A 26,924-nucleotide genomic window follows, 5' to 3' on the forward strand; every position below is an offset into this window, starting at 1 on the left:
CGCCTAGGGTGTGGCAATTTTTTTTGCTGGTCCGCCCGCAATGCTTGATAGGAGGGCGCAGGCAGCCACCGCAAAGCCCCTACACCCCCTGCTGAAAGCGTCTTTAGACCAATATTTTTGGCTTTAATAATTTCTGGCAGTGGTGGAAAAATCCGGAAATTAGTAGACAGTTGAATGAATTGGTTCGTCCTCGGGCTCAAAAGCAGGTAGAGGCAGGCTGCTTACCCTGCCCTCCGATTCGCCTAATACCAGTTCAGAAAAAAGTGCTGTAGATAGGGGGTAGGAGAGTGGATAGGTGGGAGAGTGGATGAGTAGCGGCTATTTAGAGAATTGGTGTACGCCTTCAAAAAATCAGGCCGTTTGGGGTCAAATCTGTAGCAGCAACATCAACCTCAGCGGCCATGCCAGGAAGGGAGTGGCCCAGTAGGATAAGAACAGCCTCCTAAGAGAACCCTCTATGAGCAGCCAGATCATTAACCCTAGGCTCCAAGCGTATCGCTCAGAGCTAGATGCCCTGCTCATTCAGGTCCAGCAGCTGGCCAGTGACATCAATCACGAAGAACTGCAGCACACGACTGAAAACCTACGGCGCAACATCACAGAGCCGTTTCTGTTTGTGGTGGTTGGCGAGGTTAAGGCAGGCAAAAGCAGCTTTGTCAATGCGCTGCTAGGGGCAGAGGTGTGTGCCACCGATATTGAGCCCTGCACCGACTCAATTCAGCAAATCGTGTATGCAGCCGAGCCCTTTGTCCAGCAGCTTGAGCCAAACCTGCGGAAGATCGGGCGGCCGGTCGACATCCTGCAAAACATTTCCATCGTAGACACCCCTGGCACTAATACAGTCATTCAGGAGCACCAGATCGTTACCGAGCGCTATATCCCCAACAGCGACCTCACCTTTTTTGTGCTGTTTGCCAAAAACCCTTACCAAAAGAGCGCCTGGGACTTCTTGGACTTTGTGAGTGCTGAGTGGCGCAAAAAAGTGGTGTTTATCCTGCAGCAGGCCGATCTGCTCAAGCCAGAGGATCTAGAGAAAAATGTGGAGCGGGTGCGCGAATATGCTCACCAAAAGCGGATTCAGTCGCCGACCATCTTCACCACCTCAGCTGAACTAGAGTTGGCAGGCCAGTCTGAGTCCAGCGGGTTCGAGCCTGTCCGTAGCTACATTCGCAGTATGGTGTCTTCGGGTGAGAGCTACCGAATTAAGCTGCGATCGGTCAGCGACACGACCCGCAAAATTATCGAAAACCTCTCTACTGACGTGCGTGCCCTGCAAACCCAGCTCGACATTGACCGCGAAACCAGCGCCACCATTCAGCAAAAAATTCAGGCAGGTAGGAAGCGATCGCACTATGAAATCGACACCCTCGCCGAACGCCTAGTGGCTCGCTATGACACCATTGCTGCCCGCATTAAGCAAGAGTTTCGCGAGAGCCTTTCGGTACTCACTGTGGTACGGCGCTCCTTCGTCGGTCTCTTCAACAAAGAAGAGTCTATGCAGACCTGGATCAACGACTTCAAAAGTCACTGTGAACAAACCCTAAAAGAGTCCTTAGAAGAGGTGTCTCGAGAAGGCGCGCAGCACTTTGTAGACGGCATTCGCCAGCTACTAGAGGGGTTGACCCAAGACCTAAACCATTTACAGTCCCACCAGGTTCAGACCAGCTTAATCTCGGTTAAGGTGCTAGAGCGTCGCCAGGAAGTGATCGAGAGCGTCAAAGCCAAGGTCATGACCCTACTCACCGATCAGGGCCTGGTACACACGCTATCCGCCGACGCCGAAAGCATGGCCTCTGAGATCGTAGGGGGAGCTTTTGTCGCGGTGACCGGCATGATTCTCAAAATTGTCGAATTTGCCGTTGCCGAAGCCTTGTTAGACGCCATCGGTATTGCCTTTGCTGGCATTGGCCTGGTGGTCTTTGCCGTGGGGTTGGTTTGGCAGCGCGATCGCATCATCCGCCGCTTTGAAAACGCCCTAGATAATGAAAAAGAGCGCTTCCGCATCGATGTCTCCACCCGCCTTAGCGAAAAGCTCAGCATCATCAGCGAAGAGGTCGAGCGCACCTTTCTTCAGTTCTATGAGTATGTGGAGCGCGAAGAGCAGGCTGTTGGGCCGATTTTGGAACGCTACAAAACCGTCGAAGCCCAAGCCCAAGCCCTGTTTAACCAGATGGACGGAAGGCTAAAGTAGCCAACCACTAAACTTTTAAAAGTATTTCGCTCAGCCTTCCGTGGTTCGGGGTAGAACTGGTGAAGTTAAAACCTGACGTTAAACCCGTGATCGGGAAAAGGAAGCAGTTATGGTACGGGTGCCTGCTCCAGGGATAGAACTGATCAAAAAATTTGAGGGTAGCCACCTAGCTGCCTACCCTGACCCTTTAACTAAGGGCAGACCTTACACCATTGGTTGGGGCAGCACGCGCAGAAAGGATGGACGCCCCTTTGAGCTAGGTGAGCAAATTACTGCGCAGGAGGCAGAAGACCTGCTGATTTGGCAGATCGAGCAGGACTACCTACCGCCTCAAGAACGCATTCCGGGCTGGGCCAGCTTTAATGACAACCAGCGGGGGGCCGTTCTCAGTTTTGCCTACAACTTGGGAGCCCGATTCTACGGCTCTAGCGGCTTTGAAACTCTGTCTCGCACTTTACGCAACCAGGACTGGGCCCAGATTGAGTATGCCTTTGTGCTGTACCGCAACCCTGGCACCAACGTTGAGGAAGGGCTTTTGCGGCGGCGGTTGACTGAGGCCGATGTCTTTTTAACTGGAATGTCTGGCTTTAGCTTGAGCGCGGCTGGCCGCACCTACCTCAATGTCGGCAGGCGCACCTACAGTGGCAACTCCAACATCAGCAACGAAGCTCGCACTTACCTGGCATCTCGCTCAGGTAGCGGCACCGTAGCTCCCAGTGGCGGCACTGGCTCGACTCCCACAACCGGATCGTCTACTGGAAATGGCCCGGCTCCTGCAACCGTGAATCGACGCACCCTGTTTCTCACAACTCCCAATATGCAGGGTGATGATGTGCTAGAGGCGCAGCGGGCACTGGTTCGCAAAGGGGCTGGAGTGGTGGCCGATGGGGTCTTTGGCCCAGCTACCCGGACTGCCGTGGAGCGGTTTCAGCAGGTCAATGGGCTAGTGGCCGATGGGGCCGTGGGGCCTGTTACCTGGGCGCGACTGCTAGAGCGGGTTCTCTACCTGGCCAATCCTCCACTGACAGGGGATGACGTGGTGCGGGTGCAGCGAGCTTTGACGTCCCAAGGGTACAACCTGACGGCTGACGGAGTTTTCGGTTCTGCCACAGAGCAGGCCATCAGACAGTTTCAAAGCCGCCAGGGACTGGTGGCCGATGGTGTGGCTGGGCCGCTTACCCTAGCTCGATTAGGGTTGCGCTAGAGGGCTCGCTGGGATTTTTGCTTGGCAGAAAAGCCCAGCATGACGACTGCCAAAACGCCCACGCCCGCACCCACGACCCCGTAGGTGCGGGCAAGACCCAGGGGCTGCAGCGGCTGGGTGAGAATGGGCGAGGCAAACTGACCCAGGAACAGGCAGGTCGTGAGGCCGCCCACGGCCCTGCCGCGAAGGGTAGGCGGTGCGATCGCATTTACCCAGACATTAACATTGGGTATCAGCAGCCCCAGCCCTAGCCCTGCTGCCGCTAGCCCCACCACTACCCAGGTATAGGTACTGGCCTGAGCGATAATTCCATAGCCCAGAGCCATTCCAAGAAAGCCAACACCCATAATTGCCGGGAAACTCAGGCGAGATTTGACGGCCCGATAGCGCGTAGACACCAGAGCACTGGTCAGATTCATCAGACCGATGGCAATGCCGGTGCTAGTGTTGCTGGTTGGCCCCTGAGAGAGCCCCTGCAGGTAAAAAGGCAGCTGCACTGGCACTAGGTAAAAGGCCGTCATCGTGCCAAAAACCAGCAGATAAATAACGGCCAGCCCGGCCACGGGAGCATGGGCTGGAGAAGCCGTTTCTTGTAGGGCGACCTGGGAAGAAGGCTTCTGCCTAGGTTCAGTAATCGCAACCAGCACTAGGCCAAAGACGACAAAGGCCATCAGGTAAATCAAAAAGGGAAAGCGCCAGCCCACATCGGCCAATACTCCCCCCAAAATCAAAAAGGCCACGCCGCCAAAGCTCACAAAAGCAGCCTGGACGCCCATTACCTGATTGCGCTGCGTTCCCTGGTAGTAGTCGGCAATCAGCGTCGTTGAGCTTGTCATGATAGCTCCAACCGCGACTCCCAACACTGCTCGACTCACCAGCAGACCGCTGATCGAACTCAGCACCAAACCCGCTCCGCCCGCGAAGCCATAGAGCAGCGTGGCCGCCAGCAGCAGCGGCTTGCGTCCTAGCCGATCGACCAAAATGCCCGATACTGGCGCACTCAGCGCTGTAAACAGGCCCGGCATTGTCAGCATCAGCTTGACCCAGAAGCTGGCATCGGGCACGTCCTGAAAGAACCGCTGGATCTGAGGTAGGGCGGGGGCCAGGGTAGATCCAGCCATCACGGTCATGCTGCTGGCTAAGAGCAGCGTTATCAGCTTCAGCATGGCAAGAGGTAGGGGAAAGGCCCTAAAAAGCTGTCCTATGATTATGCGTCAGGCTTAAGATTAAGGGTCTCAATCATCAGCTCTCGATAGCCAGTGCAAGCATCAACCTGCCGCCGGAAAACGGTTTGGGGCACCTCGCCCACCACAATTTCGGCAGTGGTATAGATCAAGCAGCCATCCATGATGTGACCGCCTAGAGTGTGGCCCTGGGCATCTGCGATCGCACCATGCAGGTGCAAACCTTCAACCGACAGCGTCCCCACCAAAGACACCAGCTCAAAAGGACCTAGCAATACCGTTGCCTCAGACTGCCCAGCAAAACGTAGCGCCGCCTGCCGCAGGCTGCCTACCGCCGTCAAGATAATTCCAGCCTGAATTTCATGGGCCTGGGCCAGTTCGCCCAACGCCTGCTTGAGATCTTGACCTGGCACTAGCCTGAGAGCGTGCATCAAAACGCCAGACCGCTTACTGAACAGGCTGTAGCCATAGAGAGAAAATCCAGCTGCCGTCAGATAGCTCGCTCCAGTTGCCAGAGGTGCGGCCTGTAGTGGTGACAAGAGAGCCGTTGGGCAAAGTTCTTAGCAGGTTAAACTCTGGGCCAGGACCATTAAAGACCAGGGTATCTTCTCCATCAGTGACAACCCGCGCCTGTTGCCCAACGCCTGCAGAGGGCGTTTCAGTGGGTGTTGGCGTCGGTGTCGGCGTCGGGGTAGGAGCAGGCGACAGGGTAGGAATGGGTGTTGGGGTTGGAGTTGGAGTTGGCGTTGGCGTCGGAGTTGGAGTCGGAGTCGGTGTGGCAGTCGGCGTAGGAGTTGGCGTCGGGGTAGCGGTCGCAGTTGGGGCTGGGGTCGGCGTAGTTAAGTTGCGAATATCGGCATTGATGGCATTAACGGTTTCAGGCCCAGCCACACCATTGGCCGTTAACCCTTTCACCTGCTGGTAAGTCCGCACCGCTTCCTGAGTTGTGCTGTCGTTGACACCTGTTGCTGTGTAGGTTGGCGACAAATAGCCCAGAATTTTGAGCTGAGACTGTAGTTCGGCCACTCTAGGATCTGTGGTGGGCTGTGGGGTGGTGGCCTGTGGGCTTGTGTTCGTCGCGCCTTGGGCGCTGCCTCGAATCGCCGTTTCGGTCTCTGACCCTAAAACGCCATCGATAGCCAATCCATTAACCCGCTGGAAGCTTCGCACCGCTTCTTGGGTTTGTTCGTCGTAGATGCCGGTTGAGGTGAAGTTGATGGGTAGATAGCCCAACAGCTTGAGCTGATCCTGCACCGCCACAATTCTAGGATCTGAGGTGGGGGCGGGCGGGGTTGTGACGGGTTGAGTGACCTGAAGGGGTGGAGTGGTCGCTAAGCCTGCGGTTTCCCGAATATAGTTAGCGGCTACCCAAGTGCCGTCGATTAACTGCGCCCAGCCGTTTTGAGAGCGCCCAGTTAATTCCAATGTTTCGCCGGGGGCTAGCTTGCGATAGACGCCGTAGTTCTCACCAGGGCCCCAGCGGGCATTGAGCGCATAGCCAGGGGGAGCTGACACGACCGCAAAGATGCGATCGCTACCTACCCCACCGCCAGCCCCTGCTGTTCCCTGCAAATAGCCATTAAAAGCCCAAGTAGCGTCGGTCAGCTGTGCCCAACCATTTTCGGATCGACCCGTTAGCTCAACAGCCGCTCCTCGCCAGAGCTTGCGATACACCCCATACTGGGTGCCCGGCCCCCAGCGAGCATTGAGGGCATAGCCTTCGGGTGTATTGACCACAGCATAGGCAGCCCATGCCTGGTTAAACGCTCCCAACACCACAAAAAAAGCCGCCACGCCAGCCAGTCGATCCCAGCGGAGCAGCGTTAAGTCTGGCAAATTCCTATCAGGCAAAGACCGCAGCCGATCCACTTCGGAGGGGATTTCTAGCCTCTCATAGATAGCCCAATTGTGGGTATCTGCCAGCATATCCATAGCCGTATCCTTGCCCGTGATCTCTAATGCTTCTATGGTAAGGGCCAGTTTTGGTTTGTCGATCCCCTTTTTGCTCTATTTTTCTAAAATCCGAGCAAAATCCAACTATTGGCGGAGGGACTCGACCACCGCGCTCGCCGCCATCAGGCAGAGCACTACAATTGCCAGCCGCCAAAACCCCTGTAAAACCACCTCAACTAGGGTTTCTAGAATCTGAAAATTGCCGAAGATTGGGGTAATCAGGCAAACCATCCCAAAGCCAAACAGGGCCAGCAGCAGATACTTAATCACCTGGCTAGTGAAAAGAAAGATCCAGCTGCGGCGTTTAGAAGGCGTCATAGCAAACCCTCCAATTGGTTGATCAGGTCTATTAAGTGGGGGGAAGCTGCCGCCTCCCCAGCAACCCTGACTAGAAGCTCATTCAAAGAATTTGCTGTACTTTGCCCTGGTGTTAATACGGCCTTAGCAGACCACCAGCAGCAGTGGCTGAACCAGCAGGGCATTACCCTGCCGACCAATCACAGTCACCCGCTCAGCCACCTCGACTTGAACCTGCTGGTTCAGGGAATAAAACCGGGCGTGCCAGTAGGTTCCTTCGTAATACACTCGGCCTCTCTGGTCTGTGGCTATAGCCCGCTCAACTCTGGCAGTTCCCGGCTTTTCAAAAAGCTCGACGGTCGGCATTAGATTCATGGCGTCCTCTCAGGAAACGTGGGGGATTCAGTCAGTCAATCGATGAAGCGGATGAAGTCTTGAGTACTCGTAAGATAAGGGCTACCGCTAGGCGCTCCGTGATTTCACTGTGCCAGATCTTGTTTTGACTGCTGTTCGCTTCACCAAAGCTTCAAAAACCCCAGCATTTTCACCCTGTCAAGGGAGGGTAACCGTGCCAGTTGGGCGGACTGCCCCCCTGCCTCCGTGTCAGCCAACCTCTACTGCCAAAGATCACTATCATCCCCGGCTAGCTCCTCAAAGGAGGCAGAGGCTAAAGCCCCCGAGGCAGCAAGGATCGTCTCTAGTAGATGAGTTAAATGCTGGCTCACGAGCTGGTTGCCTTGGGTGCTGAGGTGAATGTGGTCGCGATAGAGATCGGCAAAACTAGAACTTTGCTGAAACAGGGGTAGAAAGTCGAGGTAGGGAACTTGCTCTGCTTGCGTAAAGGTAAGCAAGCGTTGACGGGCGATCACCTCGTAATCTCTAGGGCCTTCCTCCAGTTCACGCCGCAGAGGCGTCATGGCCAGCAGCAGGCGGCTGTGAGACTCGGCTGCCCGCAGGTTAATTTGGCGTAGGGCTTCTAGGTTGCTGCCGACTCGGTCACCGCCCTGCTGCTGTAGGATTTCTAGCTCGGGCAGGGGCCGGGGCTTTTGCAGTCGAGTTAGGGCTTCGACTAGGGCCAGCGGCGGACGGCGACGAGGGTAACTGCGATCGCGTCCTACCTGAATCGAGGTGGGTGCGATCGCAAATAAATCATCGGTATTGAGCACCACCAGCACAACCTGCGACTCAAACAGGCCAAACCGCGCCACATAGCCCAGTTCATGGCGCGGCCCCCAAGAGTTGGCCGAGGCGTTGAGCACTTCCACCTGGGCAAACTGCCCCCCCAGAACCTGCCTGAGCTGGGTTTGTACGAGCTGAGAAATCAGATCGGCCTGATCAGTCCACCAGCCGCCATTGATAATCGAGTCCCCCAGCATCAGAACTCGCAGCGTGTTGTCAGGCCGCTGCGGATGGATCGCCCCGCCGCGCATAGAAAAGGCATTGACTTCGATGCGATTGCCAAACCGCCTGATCCGCTGTCCAGGAGCCAGCCGGTACCCCATTCGAGTATCGGCCACATAGAGCGGCGGGCTGCCCAACCCATAGCGCCACCGCAAAAACACCTCGGCCAACCCCACCAACACAAGACCTGCAACCAGGATTAACAGCCCAACTCTCAATCCTTCTCCCCCAAACACGCTTCCTCAGTCTAAGGGGATTTTCTCACCGCACTGTCCCTTTGCCGATTTTTGAATAGGGTTTATACTACAAGTGTTACAAAGTCCGACTAGCTCTGGGAAAGAAGGGAAAGGAAGAAGCAAAGGGAAAGGGTAGTTGCTTTTGCTTCGTAGCTGAAGCGAGGCCAAAATTTCTGCCCGTATTGATTGGGTCGCACTACACCTGACGCTAACCTACGAGGCTTCCCTACCTCCCTCACCTCCCCGATCTTCCTCACCTCCCCGACCTCCCCGACCTTCTAAAAATGTTGGGTCGCGCTGCGCTTGACGCCAACCTACGGGACTACGAAGTTGCCCCATTTTCATTTCCCTGCGTCTCCCCTCTCCTCGTCGAAAACTACAATGTAGTATTTGTAGTATAATAGGCCAATAGCTCAGACGGGCCTAAGTTCTTATGGCGACCTTTAAAGACGTAATTCGTTATTACCGCCAGTATCAGGGGGTAGTTATCTTTAGCATTGCGGCCAGCAGCCTGTTTCAGGTGATTGATCTGGCCGTTCCGTATGCGATTGGGCAAATTCTCAACCTGCTGTCGGAGCAGGGGCTAGACCCAGTGAGTCAGAGGCTGATAGGTGCGATCGCAACTCTCCTGCGGCAGCCCGAAACGCAGTCTCTGTCTTTGGCGGTGCTGCTAGGCATTATCTTTTTGGTGACGGTCGTGCGGGCTCCGATTCAGCCGTGGGCGGCAGACTGGTTTCACTGGGACATTGCCCTACGCACCCGGCGCGACCACTCAAAGCGGGTGCTGGAAAAGATTCTGACGCTGCCGCTGTCTTTTTACGAAGAAAACAATCCGGGTCGTGTGGCTGGACGGGCAGCACGGGGGCTGTATAACCATACCTGGACTTATCCAGAAATTGCTGGACAGGCTATTCCTAAGCTGGTTCGGGTGACCGGTATTTTCTTTGTGATCTGGTGGATTGAGTGGCCGATTGCGCTGCTGTTTTTGATGTCGTTTATCGTCATTTTGGGATACAGCCTGCAGGAGCTGATTCGCATCAACAAAAAAGAGCAGCTGTTCGATAGTTACGTAGAGAACACCGAAAGCCGCACCTCAGAAATCATTACCAACATCAAAACGGTAAAGGCATTTGCCACTGAAGGCGAAGAACTAAGACGGCAACAGCAGCGGCTACAGCGGGAGTTCACGCTGGTAGACAAGGTGATTCACAAAGGCTACGTGATGCTGATCACCTGGCAAGAGCTGGTGATTCAGAGCTGTGTTTTTGTGATTTTGGGTTTAACGCTGTGGGCAACCCTGCGGGGACAGGTTTCGCTAGGGCATTTTGTCACGACCCTGACCGTCTCTAGCATGGCTTACTCAGAGCTAGAGCCGATTAGCAACCTAGCCGAAATCTTTGCCCGCCGCTATGCTTCCATGCTGCGATTCCATGAATTCATGGAGCTGCCGCCAGGCAATGACAACGTGGTGCTGAGCGCCCCCGAAGGCACACCTACCTACCAATTCACAGGAAAGGTGCACTTTGAGAACCTGAGCTTTGGATACGACAGCGAGCGACTCGTTCTAGAAAACATCGATCTGCTGATCGAGCCCCGGCAAACGGTGGCGCTAGTAGGCCGTTCCGGCTCCGGCAAATCTACCCTGGTGAAGCTGCTGTTTCGCTACTTCGAACCCCAGTCAGGCCGCATTTTGATCGATGGGGAAGACATTCGCCGCCTGGATACAGTGGGCTACCGCCGCAGGCTGGCAATTGTCCACCAGGAAGTAGACGTATTCAATGGCACCTTGCTGGAAAACCTGACCTACGGCAACCCCCAGGCTACAGTGGCGGAGATCGAAGCCGCCTGCCAAATTGCCCGAGTCGATGAGTTTGCCCAGCGGCTGCCCCAGAGCTACTACACGGTTGTCGGTGAACGAGGCATGCGGTTATCGGGCGGGCAGCGGCAGCGGTTGGGCATTGCCCGTGCCCTGCTAGTCAACCCCGACGTGCTGGTCTTTGACGAAGCCACCTCCAGCCTCGACTACGAGTCTGAAAGGTCTATCCAGCTAGCCATGAGTTCGATTCTCGGCACCCGCACCACCTTGATCATCGCTCACCGCCTGAGTACAGTGCGCGAAGCTGACAAGATTGTTGTCCTAGACCAAGGCCGCATCGTCGAAGCCGGCAGCCATGAAGAACTGCTGCAACAGCAGGGGCTTTATCACCGTCTGCATGTGCTGCAGGAGACGGGTGAGCTGTTGGGGTAGGGAAGACAGACGCGGGGGCAGGGGTAGAGAAAATGGGCTTCTGTTTTAGACTTTTAGATGGAAGCGTGGGAGCTGCTCCCCTTCTCCGCGTCCCCGCGTCTCCCTCTGTATCTGTCTTCCCCGCGTTCTTATGACACCTCCCCCAAGCCTTTCCTCAGAACTCACACGGTGCGGTTGGGTTCACGCCGACCCCATTGAGGTGGCCTATCACGATGAGGAATGGGGGGTGCCGCTGCATTGCGATCGCAAGCACTTTGAGTTTTTAGTGTTAGATGCTTTTCAGGCCGGATTAAGCTGGCTCACGATATTGAGAAAGCGGGAAAACTTTCGCCACGCCTTTGACCAGTTTGACCCTGAAAAAATTGCCCGCTACGACCTGCTCAAGCATGAAAGTTTGCTGCAAGATGCCGGCATCATCCGCAACCGATTGAAGATTGAGGCTACCACCCGCAACGCCCAGGCATTTCTCACGGTGCAGGAAGCTTTCGGCAGCTTCGATGCCTATATCTGGCAGTTTGTTGAAGGTCAACCCGTTCAAAATGCTTGGGCCACCTTGGCCGAAGTCCCGGCAACCTCCCCCATTTCCGACGCTATGAGTAAAGACCTTAAAAAGCGAGGCTTCAAATTCGTCGGCTCGACCATTTGCTATGCCTACATGCAGGCTGCTGGCCTAGTCAACGACCATACCCAAGACTGCTTTCGCTATAGCGCTGTGCAACACACCTAAAAACCTATCAAATGGAGCGTGGGCAACTTCTAAGCCGTTCTTCTAGGTCATCTAAGGACGAGCAATCCATGCCTCATGATCAGGTACAGCTGAACTAAAATTTTATGTATTGATAGGGCCTTCATAAACGGCAACTGTTGCTGTAGACTCTGGTATTGCGTTTGAGGCTAGCTGTGCTTGACCCACAACAAAAAATGATTTACCTGCTGCGAGATGCCCTATTGCAAGGTGGGCATTTGTCGCGCGAAGTCTATGAAAATGAACTGGAAGACAACATTCCTCGCTGGCATGTTGGGCTGCAGATTAGTGGGGAAAACTTTCTCTTTGTCGTAGCCGAAAGGTCAGAGGAGATTGCCCTGGTGCTGCTTGAATCTCAAAAGCGCCTTTACATCAACGAGGCAGCCCGCGAAAAACTGGCCGAGCTCTGGCCGGGCACCTATGCTACTCAAATGGAATATTTGATTCCTCTAATGGCAGAAGATCTGGTGGAGGGGGCACTCTCGGTTACCGGCGTGCAGCATGTGAGTTGAGGCTAGAGAGTTAGCTTTTCATCTGTTTTCAGCAGCGCATAGCTATCATTCTGGGGTAGCCCGATAGCTATAATCAAACAGGCGGCCACAGGGCGTCTCGGGTTCTTTCGGGCCAAAAGCGAGATGAGATTGAGCAAAGCCAAGCCTTCTCTACCTAAGGGAACTGAGCCACCCCAAAACATCAGGCCAGGTGCAGTTTCTTTTAGCGATCGCACACTTTCCCTCAAGTGGCACTTGGTGCTGTTGATCGCAGGGGCTTTGCTGCCGGTGGCTCTGTTCTCGGTGGTGATTGTTCACCGGCTATCGAGTCAAGAGCAAGAGGCTAGCGAGCGGCGAGCGCTCTTGGCGGCTCGTAATCTGGCAGAGTCGGTTGATCGCGAAGTTACAAGCACCGTTGGAACACTTTTAGCGCTGGCCGAATCTGAGCAGCTAGACCAGGGCGATCTTCAGTCTTTTTACACCGAGGCGCAAAGAGTCGCGTTGACACAGCCAACCTGGCTCAGCGTGCTGCTTTCGACCCCTCAGGGAAATCAGGTTGTAAACTCCCGCCAACCCTTTGGAACTCCGCTGCCGCCTGTGCGTGAGGTAGTGAGTCTGAGGCGAGTTGTTCAAAACCCAAGGCCTACTGTCGGCGATCTGGTGCTAGGTCACTCTGGGACTTGGGCCTTCCCAGTTCGCGTTCCGGTGATTCGCGATGGCGAGCTACGCTATGTCTTGACTGCTGCCATTACCCCTCAATCGTTGGCTGAAGTCGTGAGAAGACAAACGGCGATAAACGAGGAGTGGACCCGCACCGTGGTCGATAGTCAGGGGGTTGTGGTCGCCCGCACTCGTGACCCGGAGCGTTTTATCGGGCAGCAGGGTACGCCGTCCTTTTTAAAGCAAATTAATGCTGCTTCAGAAGGGGTCTATCGCGATACCACTCTCGAAGGGGTACAGGTCTATGTAGCGTTTAGCCGCACCCGCGATTTCCGCTGGACAGCTGCCGTCACGGTGCCTGTCGACACAATCGAAGGTCCGGCCCGACGGGCTATGGGGCTAGTCATCGGAACGGGGCTGGTGCTGCTTTTTCTCAGCACAGCAGGAGCGATTGCCCTATCCTGGCGAATTTCTCGGGCAATTGCCTCTGCTACTGCTGCCGCAGAGGCCCTGGCTAAAGGCCAGCCTCCAAACCTGAAGCCAACCTCCATTGCAGAAGTTGCCCAGTTGGGAGCAGCCCTCGACTATTCTGCCAGCCTGCTGCTACAGCGGGAACAGGAGCGAGACCAGCACCTCGCCTTGGCCGAAGCTGCTCGCGCCGAGGCGGAAACGGCCAGTCGCTTAAAGGATGAGTTTCTGATCACGGTCTCCCATGAACTCAGAACGCCGCTAAACGCCATTTTGGGATGGGCCGCACTGCTGCAGGCCGGGCAACTCGATGAGGCCAAAGCCCGCCGCGCCCTCGAAACAATTGAGCGCAATGCCAAGACTCAAGCCCAGCTGGTTAACGATTTGCTCGACACATCGCGCATTATCAGCGGCAAGCTGCACCTAGAAACTCAAGCCGTAGATCTGGCTGCTGTAGTTGCGATCGCAATCGACTCCGTTCGCCACAGTGCCAACGCCAAAGCCATTGAGCTGAGCTTTCAGAACGACACCAACCCTGGGCCTGTTTTGGGGGACCAGAACCGGCTCCAGCAGGTTGTCTGGAACCTTCTCTCCAATGCCATCAAATTCACGCCAACGGGTGGGCGAGTTGAAGTGGAGCTATCGGGCGTCAACGGCCCCTTGTCAGCTGAGGAAGACCAAAAACACTTCGCTCAACTCACGATCAAAGACACAGGTATAGGTATCAAACCAGAATTTTTGCCCTATGTCTTTGATCGCTTTCGTCAGGCCGATGGCTCGACCACTAGATCCTTTGGAGGCTTGGGCCTAGGCCTGGCGATCGTGCGCCATCTCATCGAGATTCATGGCGGCACTGTGCGGGCCGACAGCGATGGCGAAGGCCAGGGGGCTACCTTCACCCTCAAACTTCCCCTTGCCCCGACTTACCTAGAGGATGGCCCCTTGCTTAGACGGTCAACACTCCCCATTGAGACAGGTGAGGCCCATGCACTCGCAGGCGTGCGGGTACTAGTCGTAGACGACGAGCCCGATGCCTGTGACTTTGTGGCAGCCGTGCTTCAGCACCAGGGCGCAACCGTACAAACCTGCACCTCAGCGGCAGCAGCTTTCAGCCAGGTCACGGCCTGGCAGCCCAACGTTATCCTCTCAGACATCGGTATGCCCCATCAGGATGGCTACGCCTTCATTCGTCAGGTCAGACAGTGGGAAGGAGAAGCTGGCGGCAAAATTCCCGCAGCGGCCCTCACTGCCCTCACCCGCGATGAAGATGCGCTTAATGCGATCGCATCCGGTTTTCAAATCCATATTGCTAAACCCGTTCAGCCCACCAAACTGATTGCGGTTGTGACAGAGCTTTTAGGCCTCAAATAGGTTAAAGGCAATTGAGATTCGCTATAACCCTCTGCATTGCAGTTTTCTGCAAACAGATTGGTAGCTTTGCGGATTTAAACAACCAGTGCAGATCCCTAATATGGGGTTAAAGCGGTCAAGAAACCACACTGTGAGGATACTGCAATGGATACTGCAATGGAGCCCAAAAAAGTTAACGTCTGGAAGTGGATTGGTCTAGGTCTAGGCATCCCCGCAGGTGCCCTGTTAGTTTTATTTACAGGGCTCATTATTTTCTTTGGTTCAGGCCCTGAAGGGGGTGTTCGAGTTGGCAGCAACATGGAGGATTATGCCCTCGAATATCTAGAGGGAAGCGATCTGCTGGAATCTGATGAAAAGGTAGTCGCCTATTATGATGCAACGGTTGCTTTAAACAGCTCTGAAGCCGTCATCTTAACCAATGACCGCGTTATCTATCACAAAAACAACACCAATAGCGTTATTCCCCTCTCTCAAATAGAGCGCATCAAACATGAGGAGCAAACGCTAGTAGGAGACGTGATTCAAGTATTCTCTAAAACTGGCGAGATTATGGTAATTGAGATTGCCCCTCTAAACAACGGTAAGCTGTTTCTAAGTGCCCTTCAAAATCAGGTTGATCAACTGTAGATATACAGCCTCAGCAGCTTGTTTTTTACATAAACTCGTAGGTTGGGAAGTGCTGCGCGACCCAACCTACGAGTTTATAGCGTTGGGTTTCGCTATGCTCAATCCAACCTACTGTGTGTCTATTCTAGCCTTGTTGAACTGATAGCTTCTGAGGCAATTTAGGAACCACTTTGCAGCACCAATGGACCCGCTGGAACTAGCGGAGCAGTAGCCGACTCAGCGGTAATCAGCAATTGGGCTGTGGCCAGACTGCAGGCTGGATCAGGCAAAGACCAGCGGATAAACATTTCATGACTAGGCTGACTGTTGAACTGGCCGCAGTAGACTGGTTCACTGTCAGCCAAAGCCCACAAACGGTAGGCTTGCCCCTCGGGCAGTACAGGGAGATCTGTGACAATAGCCGCTGCCTCAAGGGCTGGGTCAATCACCAGCCGTCCGCTTGCCTGGGGCTGGGCCTCGGTGCCGGCCAGTGCATAAAAGCGGGTGGCCGGCTGACTAAAGCTGGCAACTACAGTTTCTAGCTGCTCCTGGGCCTGGCGTAGACGGTAGTTATCCACCGCCAGGGCGGCCAAGGCTAGGGCCGTGACTGCCCAGCCCACCCCTAGCCACGGAACCAACCGCCATCGACGGTTGGGAGAGCGAATGACGGGTGGAGCCGCAGGAACTGATTGGGCAGCGGCCATAATGCGGCTGCGGAGCGGTGGTGGCGGGGCCTGTGGCTCCAGCGCATAGGGCAGTGTGTCAAAGGTGGCCTGGAGCGATCGCACTTCGTCACCCAGTTCGGGATGGTCTGCCAGCAGTTGCTGCACTTGGGCCAGTTCTTCCGGGTCTAGGTCTCCCAGGACGTAGCCTGCTAGGAGTTCTTGCCAGTTGTCGGGGCGGAGGGATGGGGTCATGGAAAAGATGCGGGGACGGGAAGGGAGACGCGGGGACGGGAGTAGGGGGCAGGAAAGTAAGGGGGCGGGGGTTAGCGGTGATCGTCGAGGATCTGGCGTAGGCGGAGTAGGCCTTGGCGGCAGCGGGTTTTGACGGTGCCTAGGGGGATGTTTAGCTTTTGGGCAATTTGGGACTGGCTTAGGTCCTCAAAGTAGGCGATTTCTAGCACTTGCTGTTCTGAGGCAGGTAGCTGGCTAAGGGCCTCTCGGATTTGTTGCGATCGCTCTTCTAGAGAGGCTTTTTCTAGTGGCGTTTCGGCTCTAGGGCTGGGCTGGGCCAGCCCCTGCAGCCGCTCTAAGGCTCGATAGCGCACGCTCCGGTTGCGGAGCCGATCGAGTGCCCGAGAGCGGGTAAAAGTGACCAGGAAACTGCTCAGACTGCCCCGCTCTGAGTCATATTTGTCTCGCTGCCAAAAGGCCAAAAAGACTTCTTGAGTCAGGTCTTCAGCTTCCTCTGCGTTGCTCAGCATCCGTAAGGCCAGGGAATAGACCAGCCTAGCGTAGCGGTCGTATAACACGCCCAGGGCATCAGTCTGGCCTGCTCGTAGGCGGGCCACTAGAGTCTGATCAGCGGCCTGACGCAGGTTAGCAGGATCGGGCATAGAGAGATCGGGCGGCATGCCTGCAGTCCAAAATAGCCAGGGGACACATAGCCACCCTGGAAAATCAGAGTCACCCCAGTCTGCTGATTCGACCAAGCTAACAACCGGGCAACTGTCCATAATCGGTTTCGCCTAGTTAGCTCTACATACATTGAATACGCGAGCCGCTGAAGATCAGATTTTTGGAAAGGGGTGCAATCCAATTCTAGGGGCTGCTCGTATTGTGATCAGTTCTGCAGCAATTGAGAACTGGTTCAGACCGACTTGTAGAGGAGAATTCCAGAATGGAACGCAGATTGACCTTCCCCCAAAAGCCCCACGGCCTATCGGTTTCTCGTCGCCGCATGGTGATTGGGGGCTTGTTTGCTGGGGCGACCAGTGCCGTTGGGCTGTCAGCCCTAGCCGCCCGCCCCGCCAAGGCCGATGATGAGGCTGCCGCTAACGATGCTGCTATCCTCAATGGCGCTTTGTACTACGAGCACCAGGCGATCTGGGCGTACAGCACTGCTGCCGGTTTCTTGAGCAATACAGACGTGGGCAAGGCCGTTCTCAAGCTAGCTCTGGCTAACCAGGCCGACCACAAAGTTCACCGCGATACCCTGGCCGAGGTAATCACTAGCCTTGGTGGCACCCCCGTAGATGCGGAATCTGAATATGATTTGTCGGCTTACCTAGAGCGCGGCGACGGCGGGCTTGACTCAGACGCCAACATCGCCAAGCTAGCCCTAGCGCTAGAAACGGATGCTGCGATCGCATACGCCACCGAAGTCTCCATGCTCAAAACCCCAGCCCTGATCACAGCTGGAGCCTCCATCGCCGCCACCGAAGCCTCCCACGCCACTGCCATTCGAGCGGCCTTTATTTCCCTAGGCATGGATATTGCTTTTGTGCCTGCTCCCTTCTTTAACGGTGATAACCGTGATGAGTGGGTGATTAAGGTCTAGTCGGCTGGTTGTTCCCTGTTAAATCTCAGTTAAATCGCACGTTCCTGAAAAGTTGGTTCCCGGCAGATGGATGACCTGCCGGGTTTTTCTTTACAAGTCAACCCTGAGACAAGCCCCATAGCGTTAGACAATAGCTTAAGAAAAACGCAAGAAGCGGAATTTTACCATCTTGCGGTGCCAAAATTAGCCTTATACGTCAACCTGGATCGCTTCAAAGGGCAGCGTTACATAAAGAGAAGAAGTGAAACGCTGCGACACGACTATTCATAACCGGGAGTTATGAATATATACAGAACTTCCAACATTAACCTTATCCAAAGGCTGGTAGTATTCTAAGTCATGGGGTACTGCAGGATACCCAAGATGCTTACAGAGCAGCCGATCTAGGCTTTGCTCTTGTTCTTGCTGCCGTCTCAAGCAATATGAACGTCTCAATCATATTTGCCTGGAGGTTCCCGATTAGTGTCGGGGTCTATCTAGGCTGATGTGTGCGGAGTTCTTGAGGAGATTTCGTAGATTCACAGGAAGGGAGATATGTCTTACTCTCAGACAACAACTCAGTCAAAATCTGGATATAAGGCCGGTGTACAGGACTACAAACTGACCTATTACACACCGGACTACACCCCCAAAGATACAGACATTCTGGCAGCTTTCCGGATGACTCCCCAGCCTGGGGTTCCGCCCGAAGAGTGCGCAGCTGCTGTAGCAGCAGAATCCTCCACCGGTACCTGGACCACCGTGTGGACCGATTTGCTGACCGACATGGATCGCTACAAGGGTCGCTGCTACGATATCGAGCCCGTTCCCGGCGAAGACAACCAGTACATCTGCTACGTCGCCTATCCTTTGGATCTGTTTGAAGAAGGATCGGTCACCAACCTACTGACCTCCCTAGTAGGTAACGTGTTTGGCTTTAAGGCCCTGCGCGCCCTGCGTCTGGAAGACCTCCGCATTCCCGTGGCTTACCTGAAGACCTTCCAAGGGCCTCCCCACGGTATTCAAGTAGAGCGCGATCGTCTGAACAAGTACGGTCGTCCCCTACTGGGCTGCACCATTAAGCCCAAACTAGGTCTGTCGGCGAAGAACTATGGCCGCGCCGTCTATGAGTGCCTACGCGGTGGTCTAGACTTCACCAAAGACGACGAAAACATCAACTCCCAGCCCTTCCAGCGCTGGCGCGACCGTTTCCTGTTTGTGGCTGATGCAATCCACAAGTCCCAAGCAGAAACCGGCGAAATCAAAGGCCACTACCTCAACGTGACCGCCGCCACCTGCGAAGAAATGCTGAAGCGGGCCGAGTACGCCAAAGAACTCGACATGCCCATCATCATGCACGACTTCTTGACTGCTGGCTTTACCGCCAACACCACCCTGTCTCACTGGTGCCGCGACAACGGTGTGCTGCTGCACATCCACCGCGCTATGCACGCTGTGATCGACCGTCAGAAGAACCACGGTATTCACTTCCGTGTGCTGGCCAAGTGTCTGCGGATGTCTGGTGGTGACCACATCCACACCGGTACGGTGGTCGGCAAGCTAGAGGGCGACCGCGCTGGCACCCTCGGCTTTGTAGACCTGCTGCGTGAGAACTACATCGAGCAAGACAAGTCTCGCGGTATCTACTTCACCCAAGACTGGGCTTCCTTAGGCGGCGTTATGGCCGTGGCTTCCGGCGGTATTCACGTATGGCACATGCCTGCCCTAGTGGAAATCTTCGGCGATGACTCTGTACTGCAGTTTGGTGGTGGTACTCTGGGTCACCCCTGGGGTAACGCGCCTGGTGCTACCGCTAACCGCGTGGCGCTGGAAGCTTGCGTTCAGGCTCGTAACGAAGGCCGTGACCTGGTTCGTGAAGGTGGCGATGTCATTCGTGAAGCCTGTAAGTGGTCTCCTGAACTGGCTGCCGCTTGCGAACTGTGGAAGGAAATCAAGTTCGAGTTCGACACCGTTGACACCATCTAAGAATGCCAAGAGGTACTTCGGTACCTCTGACGGGACAGATTGAGGCGGGTTAGGTAGACCATCTGACCAGCAGTTTCTTGAAGAAGCTTTGAGAATGCTGCTCAGGTTACCGAATCTCCAAAGGCTTCGGGCTTAGATCAGGGCTACCAACTGCCTACAGGCGGGGTCTACGTCAACCGTTCGAGAGACACTGATGGACCTCAAGCAAGCGGCTAAAGACACCGCTAAGGTGCTCACCAGCTATCTAACGTTTCAGGCAGTGAAGACTGTTCTGAACCAGCTTAGAGAAACCGACCCCCCTCGTGCCTTTTGGCTCAATGCCTTTTCTTCTAAGGAAACGCTTCAGGACGGCGAAGCTTACCTGGACGCATTACTTAGGGAAAACGCCGATCTGGCAATCCGGATCATGACCGTGCGGCAGACCATTGCCGAGGAGGTCTGTGAGTTCTTGCCGGAGATGGTGACTACAGGCATTCAACGGGCCAATATGGAGCACCGTCGCTGCCATTTAGAGCGCATTACCCAAATGGGATCAGCCGAACTCGCTGCTGAGTCTGAACTGGGCCAAAGCCCGGATTCGAGTTCTGAGAGTTCATCCAGTTCGTAGGCTGTCGTGTTGTGTCAAAAGCATGCAGCTAGAGGTCTTTCTCCCTGGCCTTAAAGGCAGTCTACGACTACTTTCTAGCTATTTCTGCACATTCGTACAACGAGACGAGGAACCATGAAAACTCTTCCTAAAGAGCGTCGCTATGAAACTCTGTCCTATCTGCCGCCGCTGACCGACGCGCAGATTGAGAAGCAAATCGCTTACATTCTTCGTATGGGCTATATCCCTGCGGTTGAGTTCAACGAAAACTCTGATCCCGAGGTCTACTACTGGACCATGTGGAAGCTGCCCCTGTTCAACGCCCGCAGCACCTCTGAAGTGCTCAGCGAAGTGCAGGCTTGCCGCTCTGAGTACCCCAACTGCTTCGTTCGCGTCGTCGGCTTTGACAACGTGAAGCAGTGCCAGATCCTCAGCTTTATCGTGCACAAGCCCGGATCTAACAACTCCTACCGCTACTAAGGCGTCGGTCAATCACCTAATTTCCGTTTGAAGCGTTTTTGGGGGGAGAAGCAGCACAACTGCTCTCCCCTTTTTCATTGCTCTTTCTGATTGAAGCGCTCCATCGGCAGCTGATCTACGGCCCACCGAGATATTCCCTGCAGCAGTTCCACCGGGGTTGGTGGCCGAAACATTTGGACTGCGTAAATCGCATCGCCCGCTGGAGAAGTCGCCACGCCATAGCCAAAGGCTCGATAGCCTGGGCTGAGCAGGTTGGCCCGGTGTCCATCGCTCTCCATCCAGCCCTTTTGGACACGCTCAGCCAGACTGTAAGACACAGCGGCTGAGCCTCCGGTCTGCCGGTAAATATTTTCGGCTGCGCCCATCTGCCCTCCCACAGCTCGAAAGCGACCAGAGGGGGTGACCCCATCAAGGTTGACATGGGCAAAAAATTGGCGCTCTAGCATGTCTTCAGCGTGTTTCTGGGCGGCCAGATGCAGCAGCGGATCTTCGACCAGAGGCAGTAGGCCGTTGACCTTGCGATCGCGATTGACCAGCTCCAGCGCATAAGCTCTCATCTCTGGCAAGGGGCGCGGGTTGATACTGTTTGCCCCAGAGAGGGGTTGGCCCATCTGCCAGCTTGAAGGGTCTCGCCGCTGAAGCTGCAGTTGAGGCGGCAGATCAAGATTTTCAATATTCTCGATCTGGGGGGCTACGCTCAACAGCAGGGCAAAGGCCAGGAGCCACCCCAACCGACCGGGAAAGCGAAACCTAGGTCGGCTACGGTGCGAGTGAGAACGGTGCGCTCCAGAGCGGTGAGGACGGGCCATAGGAAGACAGTACAGGGGACCGTTACCCACCCTAGCGAATTCGGGCAAGGGTTGTCTGAACTCTATCCTCGTCGGAGAGATCAGACCAGCAGCCGTATTATGCCGAAATCCTGCTGGGCGTTTTGGGTCTGGCCTCAGGTAGAGCCTGCCTCTAAAGACCTGGCGTAGTTTGCTCAAAAAGAGCTTTGAAATCAGAAGTAACCGCTGCCCCTGGGGCATCTTCCGGCTTAGAAATTAGGTCAAAGGCTTTGTTGCGGGCCGCTGGTTCTAATAAGGCCTGAACAACGACCTCTGCCACATCTGCTCTGGGAACTGAGGTAGGTATGCCATCGGGCGGATTGGCCAGCAGCGTATCGTCTTTACCGACCAGCAGCTCTCGCTGGCCGCCGGGCTGATCTAATAGCCCCCCGGCTCGAATCACGGTGTAGTCAATGCCGGAATCGATCAGAAACTGCTCGGCTTTGCGCTTCCAGATCAAGATCTTGCCGTCGCCCAGGCTGTTGAGGGGGTGATCTGCTTGGGTGCCGCCCATGGAACCCACTAGCACAATGTGCTCTACCCCGGCTGCCTGGGCTGCTTTGATTTGACTGACCTGGCCCTGGTAGTCGATCACCTCTGGCGGTTCACCGGGCGCGAAGGCAAAGTTGGGCCGCTGGCCCGGCTGGGGTGCTCCCTGCATCTGAGGCACAGCACTGGTCAAAATCACGAGCGCCTGACAGGCCGATAGCGCGGCAGTCAAGGTTTCGGGCTGTCGAATATCGCCGAAGAAAAATGAGTCGGGGCTGCCAAAGCGCTGAGCTGCCTTTTCAGGCGACCGGGCAAAGCCGCGAACGCTGAACGTTTGGGGCCGCTGGCGCAGCTTTTCAACCACGAGAGCGCCGGTGCGTCCGGTTGCGCCAGTAACCAGTACGGAGAGGGGAGCTGCCATTTGCCTGCAACCAAAAAAACTGCTGCTGGCCATTTTCCCACCTCGACCTCACTTCAGTGCGCTATCTGGCTGAATTGGTAGATTAGAGGTGGCTAGATAGGGATAAGACTATGCGGGTGAGAGCCCCTGAACTGCCTCAAGCTGGCCCTTGGCTAAATACCCTTCAGCCGCTGTCCCTCAAGGAATTGCGGGGGCAAGTGGTGATTTTAGACTTTTGGACCTATGGCTGCATCAACTGCCTTCACGTTCTGCCGGATCTACAGTTTTTAGAGCAGAGCTATGCGCCGCATCTGGTCGTGATTGGGGTACACACGGCAAAGTTTGAGCACGAGCGCAGTGTGGCTAGTGTGGAGAGTGCGATCGCACGTTACCAAATCCATCACCCGGTGCTGGTAGATTGCGATCGCACCCTCTGGGACCAATACGCTGTCAGAGCCTGGCCAACCTTTGTAGTAATCGATCCGCATGGCTACGTCGTCGCAACCCTGGCCGGAGAAGGGCAGCGCCCAACCTTAGAGGCCCTAGTCCAGCAACTGATCACCTCGCAGTCTGATGGCACTGCTGTCGGCCCAGCCGCGCCTCTACTTCCCCCGCCTCCCGCTTTACTAACACCGCTGGCCTTTCCTGGCAAAGTGCTGGCCGACCCCCAGAGCGACACCCTGTTTATTGCTGACAGCGGGCACCACCGCATTGTCATTACTCGGCTCGATGGCACCCTAGTTGCTGTCGTGGGTAGCGGCCAGGCTGGATGGCGCGATGGCGAAGGGCAGACGGCCCAGTTCTCTTCGCCCCAGGGCATGGCTTTGGACTCCCAGCAGCAGCGGCTCTACCTAGCCGATGCCGGCAACCATCAGCTCCGCCAGATCGACCTAGCCTCGCTGCAGGTCAGCACCTTGGCGGGCACCGGAGCCCAGAGTCGAGTCCTGTTTCCCCACGGAGGTAAGGCTTTAGAAGTTGACCTCAATTCCCCGTGGGATTTGGTGCAGGTAGGTAAAACGCTTTACATCGCGATGGCTGGTAGCCACCAGATCTGGGAGCTAGACTTGGCCCAGGGAACAGCGCAGACCTTTATCGGCACTGGAGCCGAATTTTGCGTTGACGGTCCGCCTGAGGTAGCCGCCTTTGCCCAGCCCAGCGGCATTGCTACCAATGGCCAGCACCTGTTTGTGGCCGACAGCGAAACCAGTTCGATTCGGGCAATTACCCTGGCTGCTCCACCTCAGGTACAAACCCTCTGCGGCAGCGGCGACCTGTTTGAGTTTGGCGATGTGGATGGAGTTGGCGATCAAGCCCGACTACAGCACTGCCTAGGCCTGACCCAAGCAGCAGGCACGCTGTGGATTGCCGACACCTATAACCATAAAATTAAGCGCCTTGACCCCATCACAGGCACCTGCCAGACCATCTTTGGCGAGGGCTTAGCAGGGCATCAAGATGGCGCAGGGATCGCTGCTCAGTTCTCAGAACCCGCTGGTATCACCGCCACCCAAGATTATCTTTATGTCGCTGATACCAACAACCATGTCATTCGCCGCCTGCACCTGCCCTCGTTCAGTGTGACCACGCTGCCCCTGCCCCAGCTTTGCTCTCCTCAAGTTTGTTGGCCCGTCTTTTCGTAACGGCTAAAAAACGAGGCTTAGAAAATAGGCTTAAAAAAACTGTCTACAGCCAGGTTTACTCCACTGATCCAGCGCTATAGAGTTCCTGAAAGCAAAGTTCCTGAAGATCTCGATGGCTAACGAACCGGACATTCTCATTATTGGAGCGGGTATTGCGGGGCTAGCCGCCGGTTGCTACGCCCAGATGAACGGTTACCGCACCCAGATTTTTGAGTCAAATACGGAACCTGGCGGCCTTTGCACCGCTGTGCAGCGCCAGGGCTATACCTTCGATAGCTGCATTCACTACCTGTTTGGCTCTGGTCCCGGCCAGCCCTTCCATAGCCTTTGGCAAGAACTGGGAGCCGTGCAAAATCGCCAGTTTGTCAACCACGAAGAGTTTACCCGGGTCGTAGAACCTGGTGGCAAGACCCTAATTGCCTACTGCAACCCTGACCGACTAGGACAGCACTTGCTGTCGCTATCGCCTGCTGACAGCCAGCCCATCAAAGCCTTTTGTGATGGGGTTAGAACCTTCAAAAACTTTGACCTGTCGCTCTTTCAGCAAAAGCCTAAGGCGCTGATGGGGCCGGGAGACTGGGCTGGGCTGATAAAGCGGCTGCTGCCCTTCGCCCGCTCTCTGGGCAAGTGGGGCATGTTGCCGCTGACAGAATTTGTCACCCAATTTCAAGATCCTTTCCTTAAAAGGGCGCTGCCGCAGGTGTTTCCTTTGCCGGGCATTCCCTCGATGGTAGCAATGTCTCTGCTAGCCTACCTGGATAACGGCAATGCCGGATTTCCAGTGGGGGCATCGCTCGATTTTGCCCGCGCCCTTGAGCGCCGCTATCTGGGCCTAGGCGGTGAGATTCACTATGGCTCTCGGGTTGAGCGGATCTTGATTGAGAATGATCAAGCCGTGGGCATTCGGCTTGATGATGGGGCAGAGCACTCAGCACAGCGGGTAATTTCAGCCTGTGATGGCCGCAGCACTTTATTTAATATGCTAGGCGGGCAATACCTCAATCGCCCAATTCAAGAGCTTTACGACGGTCACATGCCGGTTTATTCTCAGCTGCAGGTTTCGCTGGGGGTGAACCGCGACTGCTCTGACCAGCCCCACTGGGTGACCTATCTGCTGGATGAGCCGATTGCGATCGCAGGCGAAACCCGCTCCGAAATCAGCGTTAAGCACTACTGCTTTGATCCGTCTCTAGCCCCTCCGGGCAAGTCCGTGATGATGATCCTAATGACCACGACCTACGACTACTGGCACCGTACCTATGGGCGCTCCCCCGAAGGAACCGCAGCCATCCAGGAAGCAAACGCCTTAGTAGATCGGCTAGAGCCGTTTTACCCTGGCCTCAAAGCCGATATTGAACATATGGAGGTGACAACGCCCCTTACCTACGAGCGCCAAACAGGCAACTGGCAAGGCGCAAGCAATGGTTGGGTGCTCAACAAAGACACTCTGCCCCAAATGGTCAAAGGATTGCCCAAAACCCTGCCCGGCCTGCGCCGCTTCTACATGGTAGGGCAGTGGACCGAGCTCGGCGGTGGAGTGCCCATTGTGGCGATGTCGGGCCGCAATACGATCCAGCAAATTTGCCACGAGGACCGCCGGAGGTTTGAGGCCAGCATTCCAAAGTAGACCTCTTATAGCGATTTCCTAAGGTCAGGACAAGCTGGATCTCTGGTAGAGGCAGACCTTGCGCTCAGTGCAGCATTCAGAGAACCCATAGGAGGAACGGTATTTTCCCTGGCTGCAAAATATTTTTTGAGAAGAGAAAGCCTCTGCCCCCAAAGCAGCAACAAAATAAAACAGGTGGGCAAATGCCCACCTGGATATCCTTTGTCTCGTGCTGTTGGCGCATGGCCAGCAGATTTAGCGCACTGGTGCGTTGTTGTAAGGACGGGGATGACGAACACCCACTGCAGCGCCAATCATAGCGGCCACTAGACCCAGCAGAGAGCCCAAAGCGAAGGACCAGCCCACAGTCGCGGCGTTGCCAGCAATGTTCTGAGCTTGCTGAGTTGATACGTTGGGGTCTGGAATGGCAGAGGGATCTGGAACTGCACCACCGCCAGGCAGAGCCCCTGTAGGAATCTGGCTAGCCACAGCACCTGCACCCTGAGCCGCAATACCAAAGGCTCCAGCCACACCGCTAGACAGCAGCCAAGCGCTGACAGCCAGGGTGGTCGCCCACAGAATGGCACCGTTGAGGAGGGCAGTTTTGCGGTTCATCGGACCGCAGGCACGGGCAGTCACCCAGCCGCCCAAGAACAGTGAAATCAGCAGGCTGATAATTGACCAGATACCGACTGCTGCACCCACTTCGCCAGCATTGGATTGAGGTGCACCCGTGTTAGCCAAGGTGGTGAGGCCCACTGCTGCGCCCAGTCCTGTCAGGACGAGCTGGGATGCGATCGAAACCACCAAACCCGCAAAGATTGGACCCCAGCGAACGAGGTCATGATATTCAGTGACCGGAAGAACGGTGGAGGTTTCCATAACCCGGTTGACGGGTTCATTTGTGTAAGCCATGAGTTAGTAACTCCCGCTAAGCGTAGGAAAGTAGAGGTCGAGTAATTCTTAACTTCAAAATATTGCTCTGTTCGGATAACTACACCTACCAATGGACGGAAGGAGAGTTTCCTAAAGAGGTAGTCATTTTTTGCACAAATTCTGCATAAATGTTGGCAATCAGGCATTAATCAACCTGAACTCGGTATGAGGGTTTAGCAACTAGAGGATCCTGCCAACGAATCAAAATCAGGCTACATTTCCTCGTTCCTAGGCTTTGCTCTGAGTTCTCAGGCCGGTTTATCTACTCAAACCGACGAGGGTGCGCCCAGAATAGTTACTCTGGCAACGCTTCAGGGCATGGGAGCTGAGGAGATTTGGCAACATGACTTTAAAGTTGCAGCTAGTCAGCTAAGCACCCCATCGAAAAATGCTGATCTAGCAACGGCAACAACTCTTCCTTTCTAAGGAGGTTAAATT

The 26,924-nt window shown here is 55.3% G+C and carries 25 protein-coding genes; 14 read left to right on the plus strand and 11 right to left on the minus strand.

Going from position 1 to position 26,924, the window contains the following annotated elements; genetic code table 11:
* The first annotated feature begins 457 nt into the window (after nucleotides 1-457).
* Nucleotides 458-2,191 (plus strand): dynamin family protein, encoded by a 1,734-nt coding sequence (locus tag H6G13_RS00105; RefSeq protein WP_190480902.1) that lies wholly within the window; start codon nucleotides 458-460, stop codon nucleotides 2,189-2,191.
* 109 nt (nucleotides 2,192-2,300) lie between these two features.
* Nucleotides 2,301-3,395 carry a peptidoglycan-binding protein gene (locus H6G13_RS00110; RefSeq protein ID WP_190480904.1) on the plus strand — a complete coding sequence of 365 codons (1,095 nt, stop codon included), beginning with the start codon at nucleotides 2,301-2,303 and terminating at the stop codon, nucleotides 3,393-3,395.
* Here H6G13_RS00110 and H6G13_RS00115 read toward each other — a convergent pair.
* The 6 genes from H6G13_RS00115 to H6G13_RS00140 form a co-directional block, all read right to left on the minus strand.
* On the minus strand, nucleotides 3,392-4,561 hold the full coding sequence (locus H6G13_RS00115) for an MFS transporter (protein ID WP_190480906.1): 1,170 nt from the start codon (nucleotides 4,559-4,561) through the stop codon (nucleotides 3,392-3,394). The two genes, H6G13_RS00110 and H6G13_RS00115, sit on opposite strands and share 4 nt — an antisense overlap.
* A 41-nt stretch (nucleotides 4,562-4,602) precedes the next feature.
* The gene (locus H6G13_RS00120) at nucleotides 4,603-5,118 is read right to left on the minus strand and encodes a PPC domain-containing DNA-binding protein (RefSeq protein WP_242028047.1); all 516 of its coding nucleotides are present in this window, start codon (nucleotides 5,116-5,118) and stop codon (nucleotides 4,603-4,605) included.
* Nucleotides 5,027-6,511 (minus strand): peptidoglycan-binding protein, encoded by a 1,485-nt coding sequence (locus H6G13_RS00125; protein WP_190480910.1) that lies wholly within the window; start codon nucleotides 6,509-6,511, stop codon nucleotides 5,027-5,029. Before H6G13_RS00125 ends, H6G13_RS00120 begins: the two co-directional genes overlap by 92 nt.
* A gap of 105 nt (nucleotides 6,512-6,616) precedes the next feature.
* Nucleotides 6,617-6,850 carry a hypothetical protein gene (locus tag H6G13_RS00130; RefSeq protein WP_190480912.1) on the minus strand — a complete coding sequence of 78 codons (234 nt, stop codon included), beginning with the start codon at nucleotides 6,848-6,850 and terminating at the stop codon, nucleotides 6,617-6,619.
* Between the two features lie 123 nt (nucleotides 6,851-6,973).
* On the minus strand, nucleotides 6,974-7,204 hold the full coding sequence (locus H6G13_RS00135; RefSeq protein ID WP_190480914.1) for an NfeD family protein: 231 nt from the start codon (nucleotides 7,202-7,204) through the stop codon (nucleotides 6,974-6,976).
* A gap of 239 nt (nucleotides 7,205-7,443) precedes the next feature.
* The gene (locus H6G13_RS00140) at nucleotides 7,444-8,448 is read right to left on the minus strand and encodes an SGNH/GDSL hydrolase family protein (protein WP_190480917.1); all 1,005 of its coding nucleotides are present in this window, start codon (nucleotides 8,446-8,448) and stop codon (nucleotides 7,444-7,446) included.
* Between the two features lie 451 nt (nucleotides 8,449-8,899).
* Between H6G13_RS00140 and H6G13_RS00145 the strand changes: the two genes are divergently transcribed.
* The 5 genes from H6G13_RS00145 to H6G13_RS00165 all read left to right on the plus strand — a co-directional run bounded on the left by H6G13_RS00145 (nucleotide 8,900) and on the right by H6G13_RS00165 (nucleotide 15,076).
* Nucleotides 8,900-10,714 (plus strand): ABC transporter ATP-binding protein, encoded by a 1,815-nt coding sequence (locus H6G13_RS00145; RefSeq protein ID WP_190480919.1) that lies wholly within the window; start codon nucleotides 8,900-8,902, stop codon nucleotides 10,712-10,714.
* Between the two features lie 130 nt (nucleotides 10,715-10,844).
* A complete protein-coding gene (locus H6G13_RS00150) occupies nucleotides 10,845-11,441 on the plus strand; it encodes a DNA-3-methyladenine glycosylase I (protein ID WP_190480922.1) in 597 nt (198 codons plus the stop codon).
* A 173-nt stretch (nucleotides 11,442-11,614) separates the two neighbouring features.
* Entirely contained in the window at nucleotides 11,615-11,971 is a 357-nt protein-coding gene (locus H6G13_RS00155) for a hypothetical protein (protein WP_190480923.1), read from the plus strand.
* A gap of 123 nt (nucleotides 11,972-12,094) precedes the next feature.
* The gene (locus tag H6G13_RS00160) at nucleotides 12,095-14,449 is read left to right on the plus strand and encodes a hybrid sensor histidine kinase/response regulator (protein ID WP_190480925.1); all 2,355 of its coding nucleotides are present in this window, start codon (nucleotides 12,095-12,097) and stop codon (nucleotides 14,447-14,449) included.
* A 144-nt stretch (nucleotides 14,450-14,593) separates the two neighbouring features.
* A complete protein-coding gene (locus H6G13_RS00165; RefSeq protein WP_190480927.1) occupies nucleotides 14,594-15,076 on the plus strand; it encodes a hypothetical protein in 483 nt (160 codons plus the stop codon).
* A gap of 158 nt (nucleotides 15,077-15,234) precedes the next feature.
* On the opposite strand, the gene H6G13_RS00170 is transcribed toward H6G13_RS00165, so the two are convergent.
* A complete protein-coding gene (locus H6G13_RS00170; protein ID WP_190480930.1) occupies nucleotides 15,235-15,972 on the minus strand; it encodes an anti-sigma factor in 738 nt (245 codons plus the stop codon).
* A gap of 71 nt (nucleotides 15,973-16,043) precedes the next feature.
* A complete protein-coding gene (locus H6G13_RS00175; RefSeq protein WP_242028048.1) occupies nucleotides 16,044-16,733 on the minus strand; it encodes a sigma-70 family RNA polymerase sigma factor in 690 nt (229 codons plus the stop codon).
* Nucleotides 16,734-16,897: 164 nt separating this feature from the next.
* Between H6G13_RS00175 and H6G13_RS00180 the strand changes: the two genes are divergently transcribed.
* From H6G13_RS00180 to H6G13_RS00200, 5 genes are all read left to right on the plus strand, one after another.
* Nucleotides 16,898-17,557, plus strand: coding sequence for a ferritin-like domain-containing protein (locus tag H6G13_RS00180; RefSeq protein WP_190480932.1), 660 nt, complete (start codon nucleotides 16,898-16,900; stop codon nucleotides 17,555-17,557).
* A 66-nt stretch (nucleotides 17,558-17,623) separates the two neighbouring features.
* Nucleotides 17,624-17,827, plus strand: coding sequence for a hypothetical protein (locus tag H6G13_RS00185; RefSeq protein ID WP_190480934.1), 204 nt, complete (start codon nucleotides 17,624-17,626; stop codon nucleotides 17,825-17,827).
* Between the two features lie 264 nt (nucleotides 17,828-18,091).
* A complete protein-coding gene (locus H6G13_RS00190) occupies nucleotides 18,092-19,522 on the plus strand; it encodes a form I ribulose bisphosphate carboxylase large subunit (RefSeq protein ID WP_190480936.1) in 1,431 nt (476 codons plus the stop codon).
* 193 nt (nucleotides 19,523-19,715) lie between these two features.
* Nucleotides 19,716-20,129 carry a chaperonin family protein RbcX gene (locus H6G13_RS00195; protein ID WP_190480938.1) on the plus strand — a complete coding sequence of 138 codons (414 nt, stop codon included), beginning with the start codon at nucleotides 19,716-19,718 and terminating at the stop codon, nucleotides 20,127-20,129.
* Between the two features lie 114 nt (nucleotides 20,130-20,243).
* The gene (locus H6G13_RS00200; protein ID WP_190480940.1) at nucleotides 20,244-20,588 is read left to right on the plus strand and encodes a ribulose bisphosphate carboxylase small subunit; all 345 of its coding nucleotides are present in this window, start codon (nucleotides 20,244-20,246) and stop codon (nucleotides 20,586-20,588) included.
* 74 nt (nucleotides 20,589-20,662) lie between these two features.
* Here H6G13_RS00200 and H6G13_RS00205 read toward each other — a convergent pair whose 3' ends face one another.
* Together H6G13_RS00205 and H6G13_RS00210 are read right to left on the minus strand one after the other, a co-directional pair.
* A complete protein-coding gene (locus H6G13_RS00205) occupies nucleotides 20,663-21,397 on the minus strand; it encodes a CAP domain-containing protein (RefSeq protein ID WP_190480942.1) in 735 nt (244 codons plus the stop codon).
* A 151-nt stretch (nucleotides 21,398-21,548) separates the two neighbouring features.
* Nucleotides 21,549-22,325, minus strand: coding sequence for an SDR family oxidoreductase (locus H6G13_RS00210; RefSeq protein ID WP_190480945.1), 777 nt, complete (start codon nucleotides 22,323-22,325; stop codon nucleotides 21,549-21,551).
* Between the two features lie 110 nt (nucleotides 22,326-22,435).
* Here H6G13_RS00210 and H6G13_RS00215 point away from each other — a divergent pair, with 110 nt between their 5' ends.
* Nucleotides 22,436-23,944, plus strand: a complete 1,509-nt coding sequence (locus tag H6G13_RS00215) for a thioredoxin-like domain-containing protein (protein WP_190480946.1) — start codon at nucleotides 22,436-22,438, stop codon at nucleotides 23,942-23,944.
* Between the two features lie 112 nt (nucleotides 23,945-24,056).
* Complete coding sequence (locus tag H6G13_RS00220) at nucleotides 24,057-25,571, plus strand: NAD(P)/FAD-dependent oxidoreductase (protein WP_190480948.1); 1,515 nt, start codon at nucleotides 24,057-24,059, stop codon at nucleotides 25,569-25,571.
* 234 nt (nucleotides 25,572-25,805) lie between these two features.
* On the opposite strand, the gene H6G13_RS00225 is transcribed toward H6G13_RS00220, so the two are convergent.
* Nucleotides 25,806-26,465, minus strand: coding sequence for a hypothetical protein (locus tag H6G13_RS00225; protein WP_190480950.1), 660 nt, complete (start codon nucleotides 26,463-26,465; stop codon nucleotides 25,806-25,808).
* Between the last annotated feature and the right edge of the window lie 459 nt (nucleotides 26,466-26,924).

The sequence above is a fragment of the Pseudanabaena sp. FACHB-2040 genome, assembly GCF_014696715.1.
Lineage (GTDB): Bacteria > Cyanobacteriota > Cyanobacteriia > Phormidesmidales > Phormidesmidaceae > JACVSF01.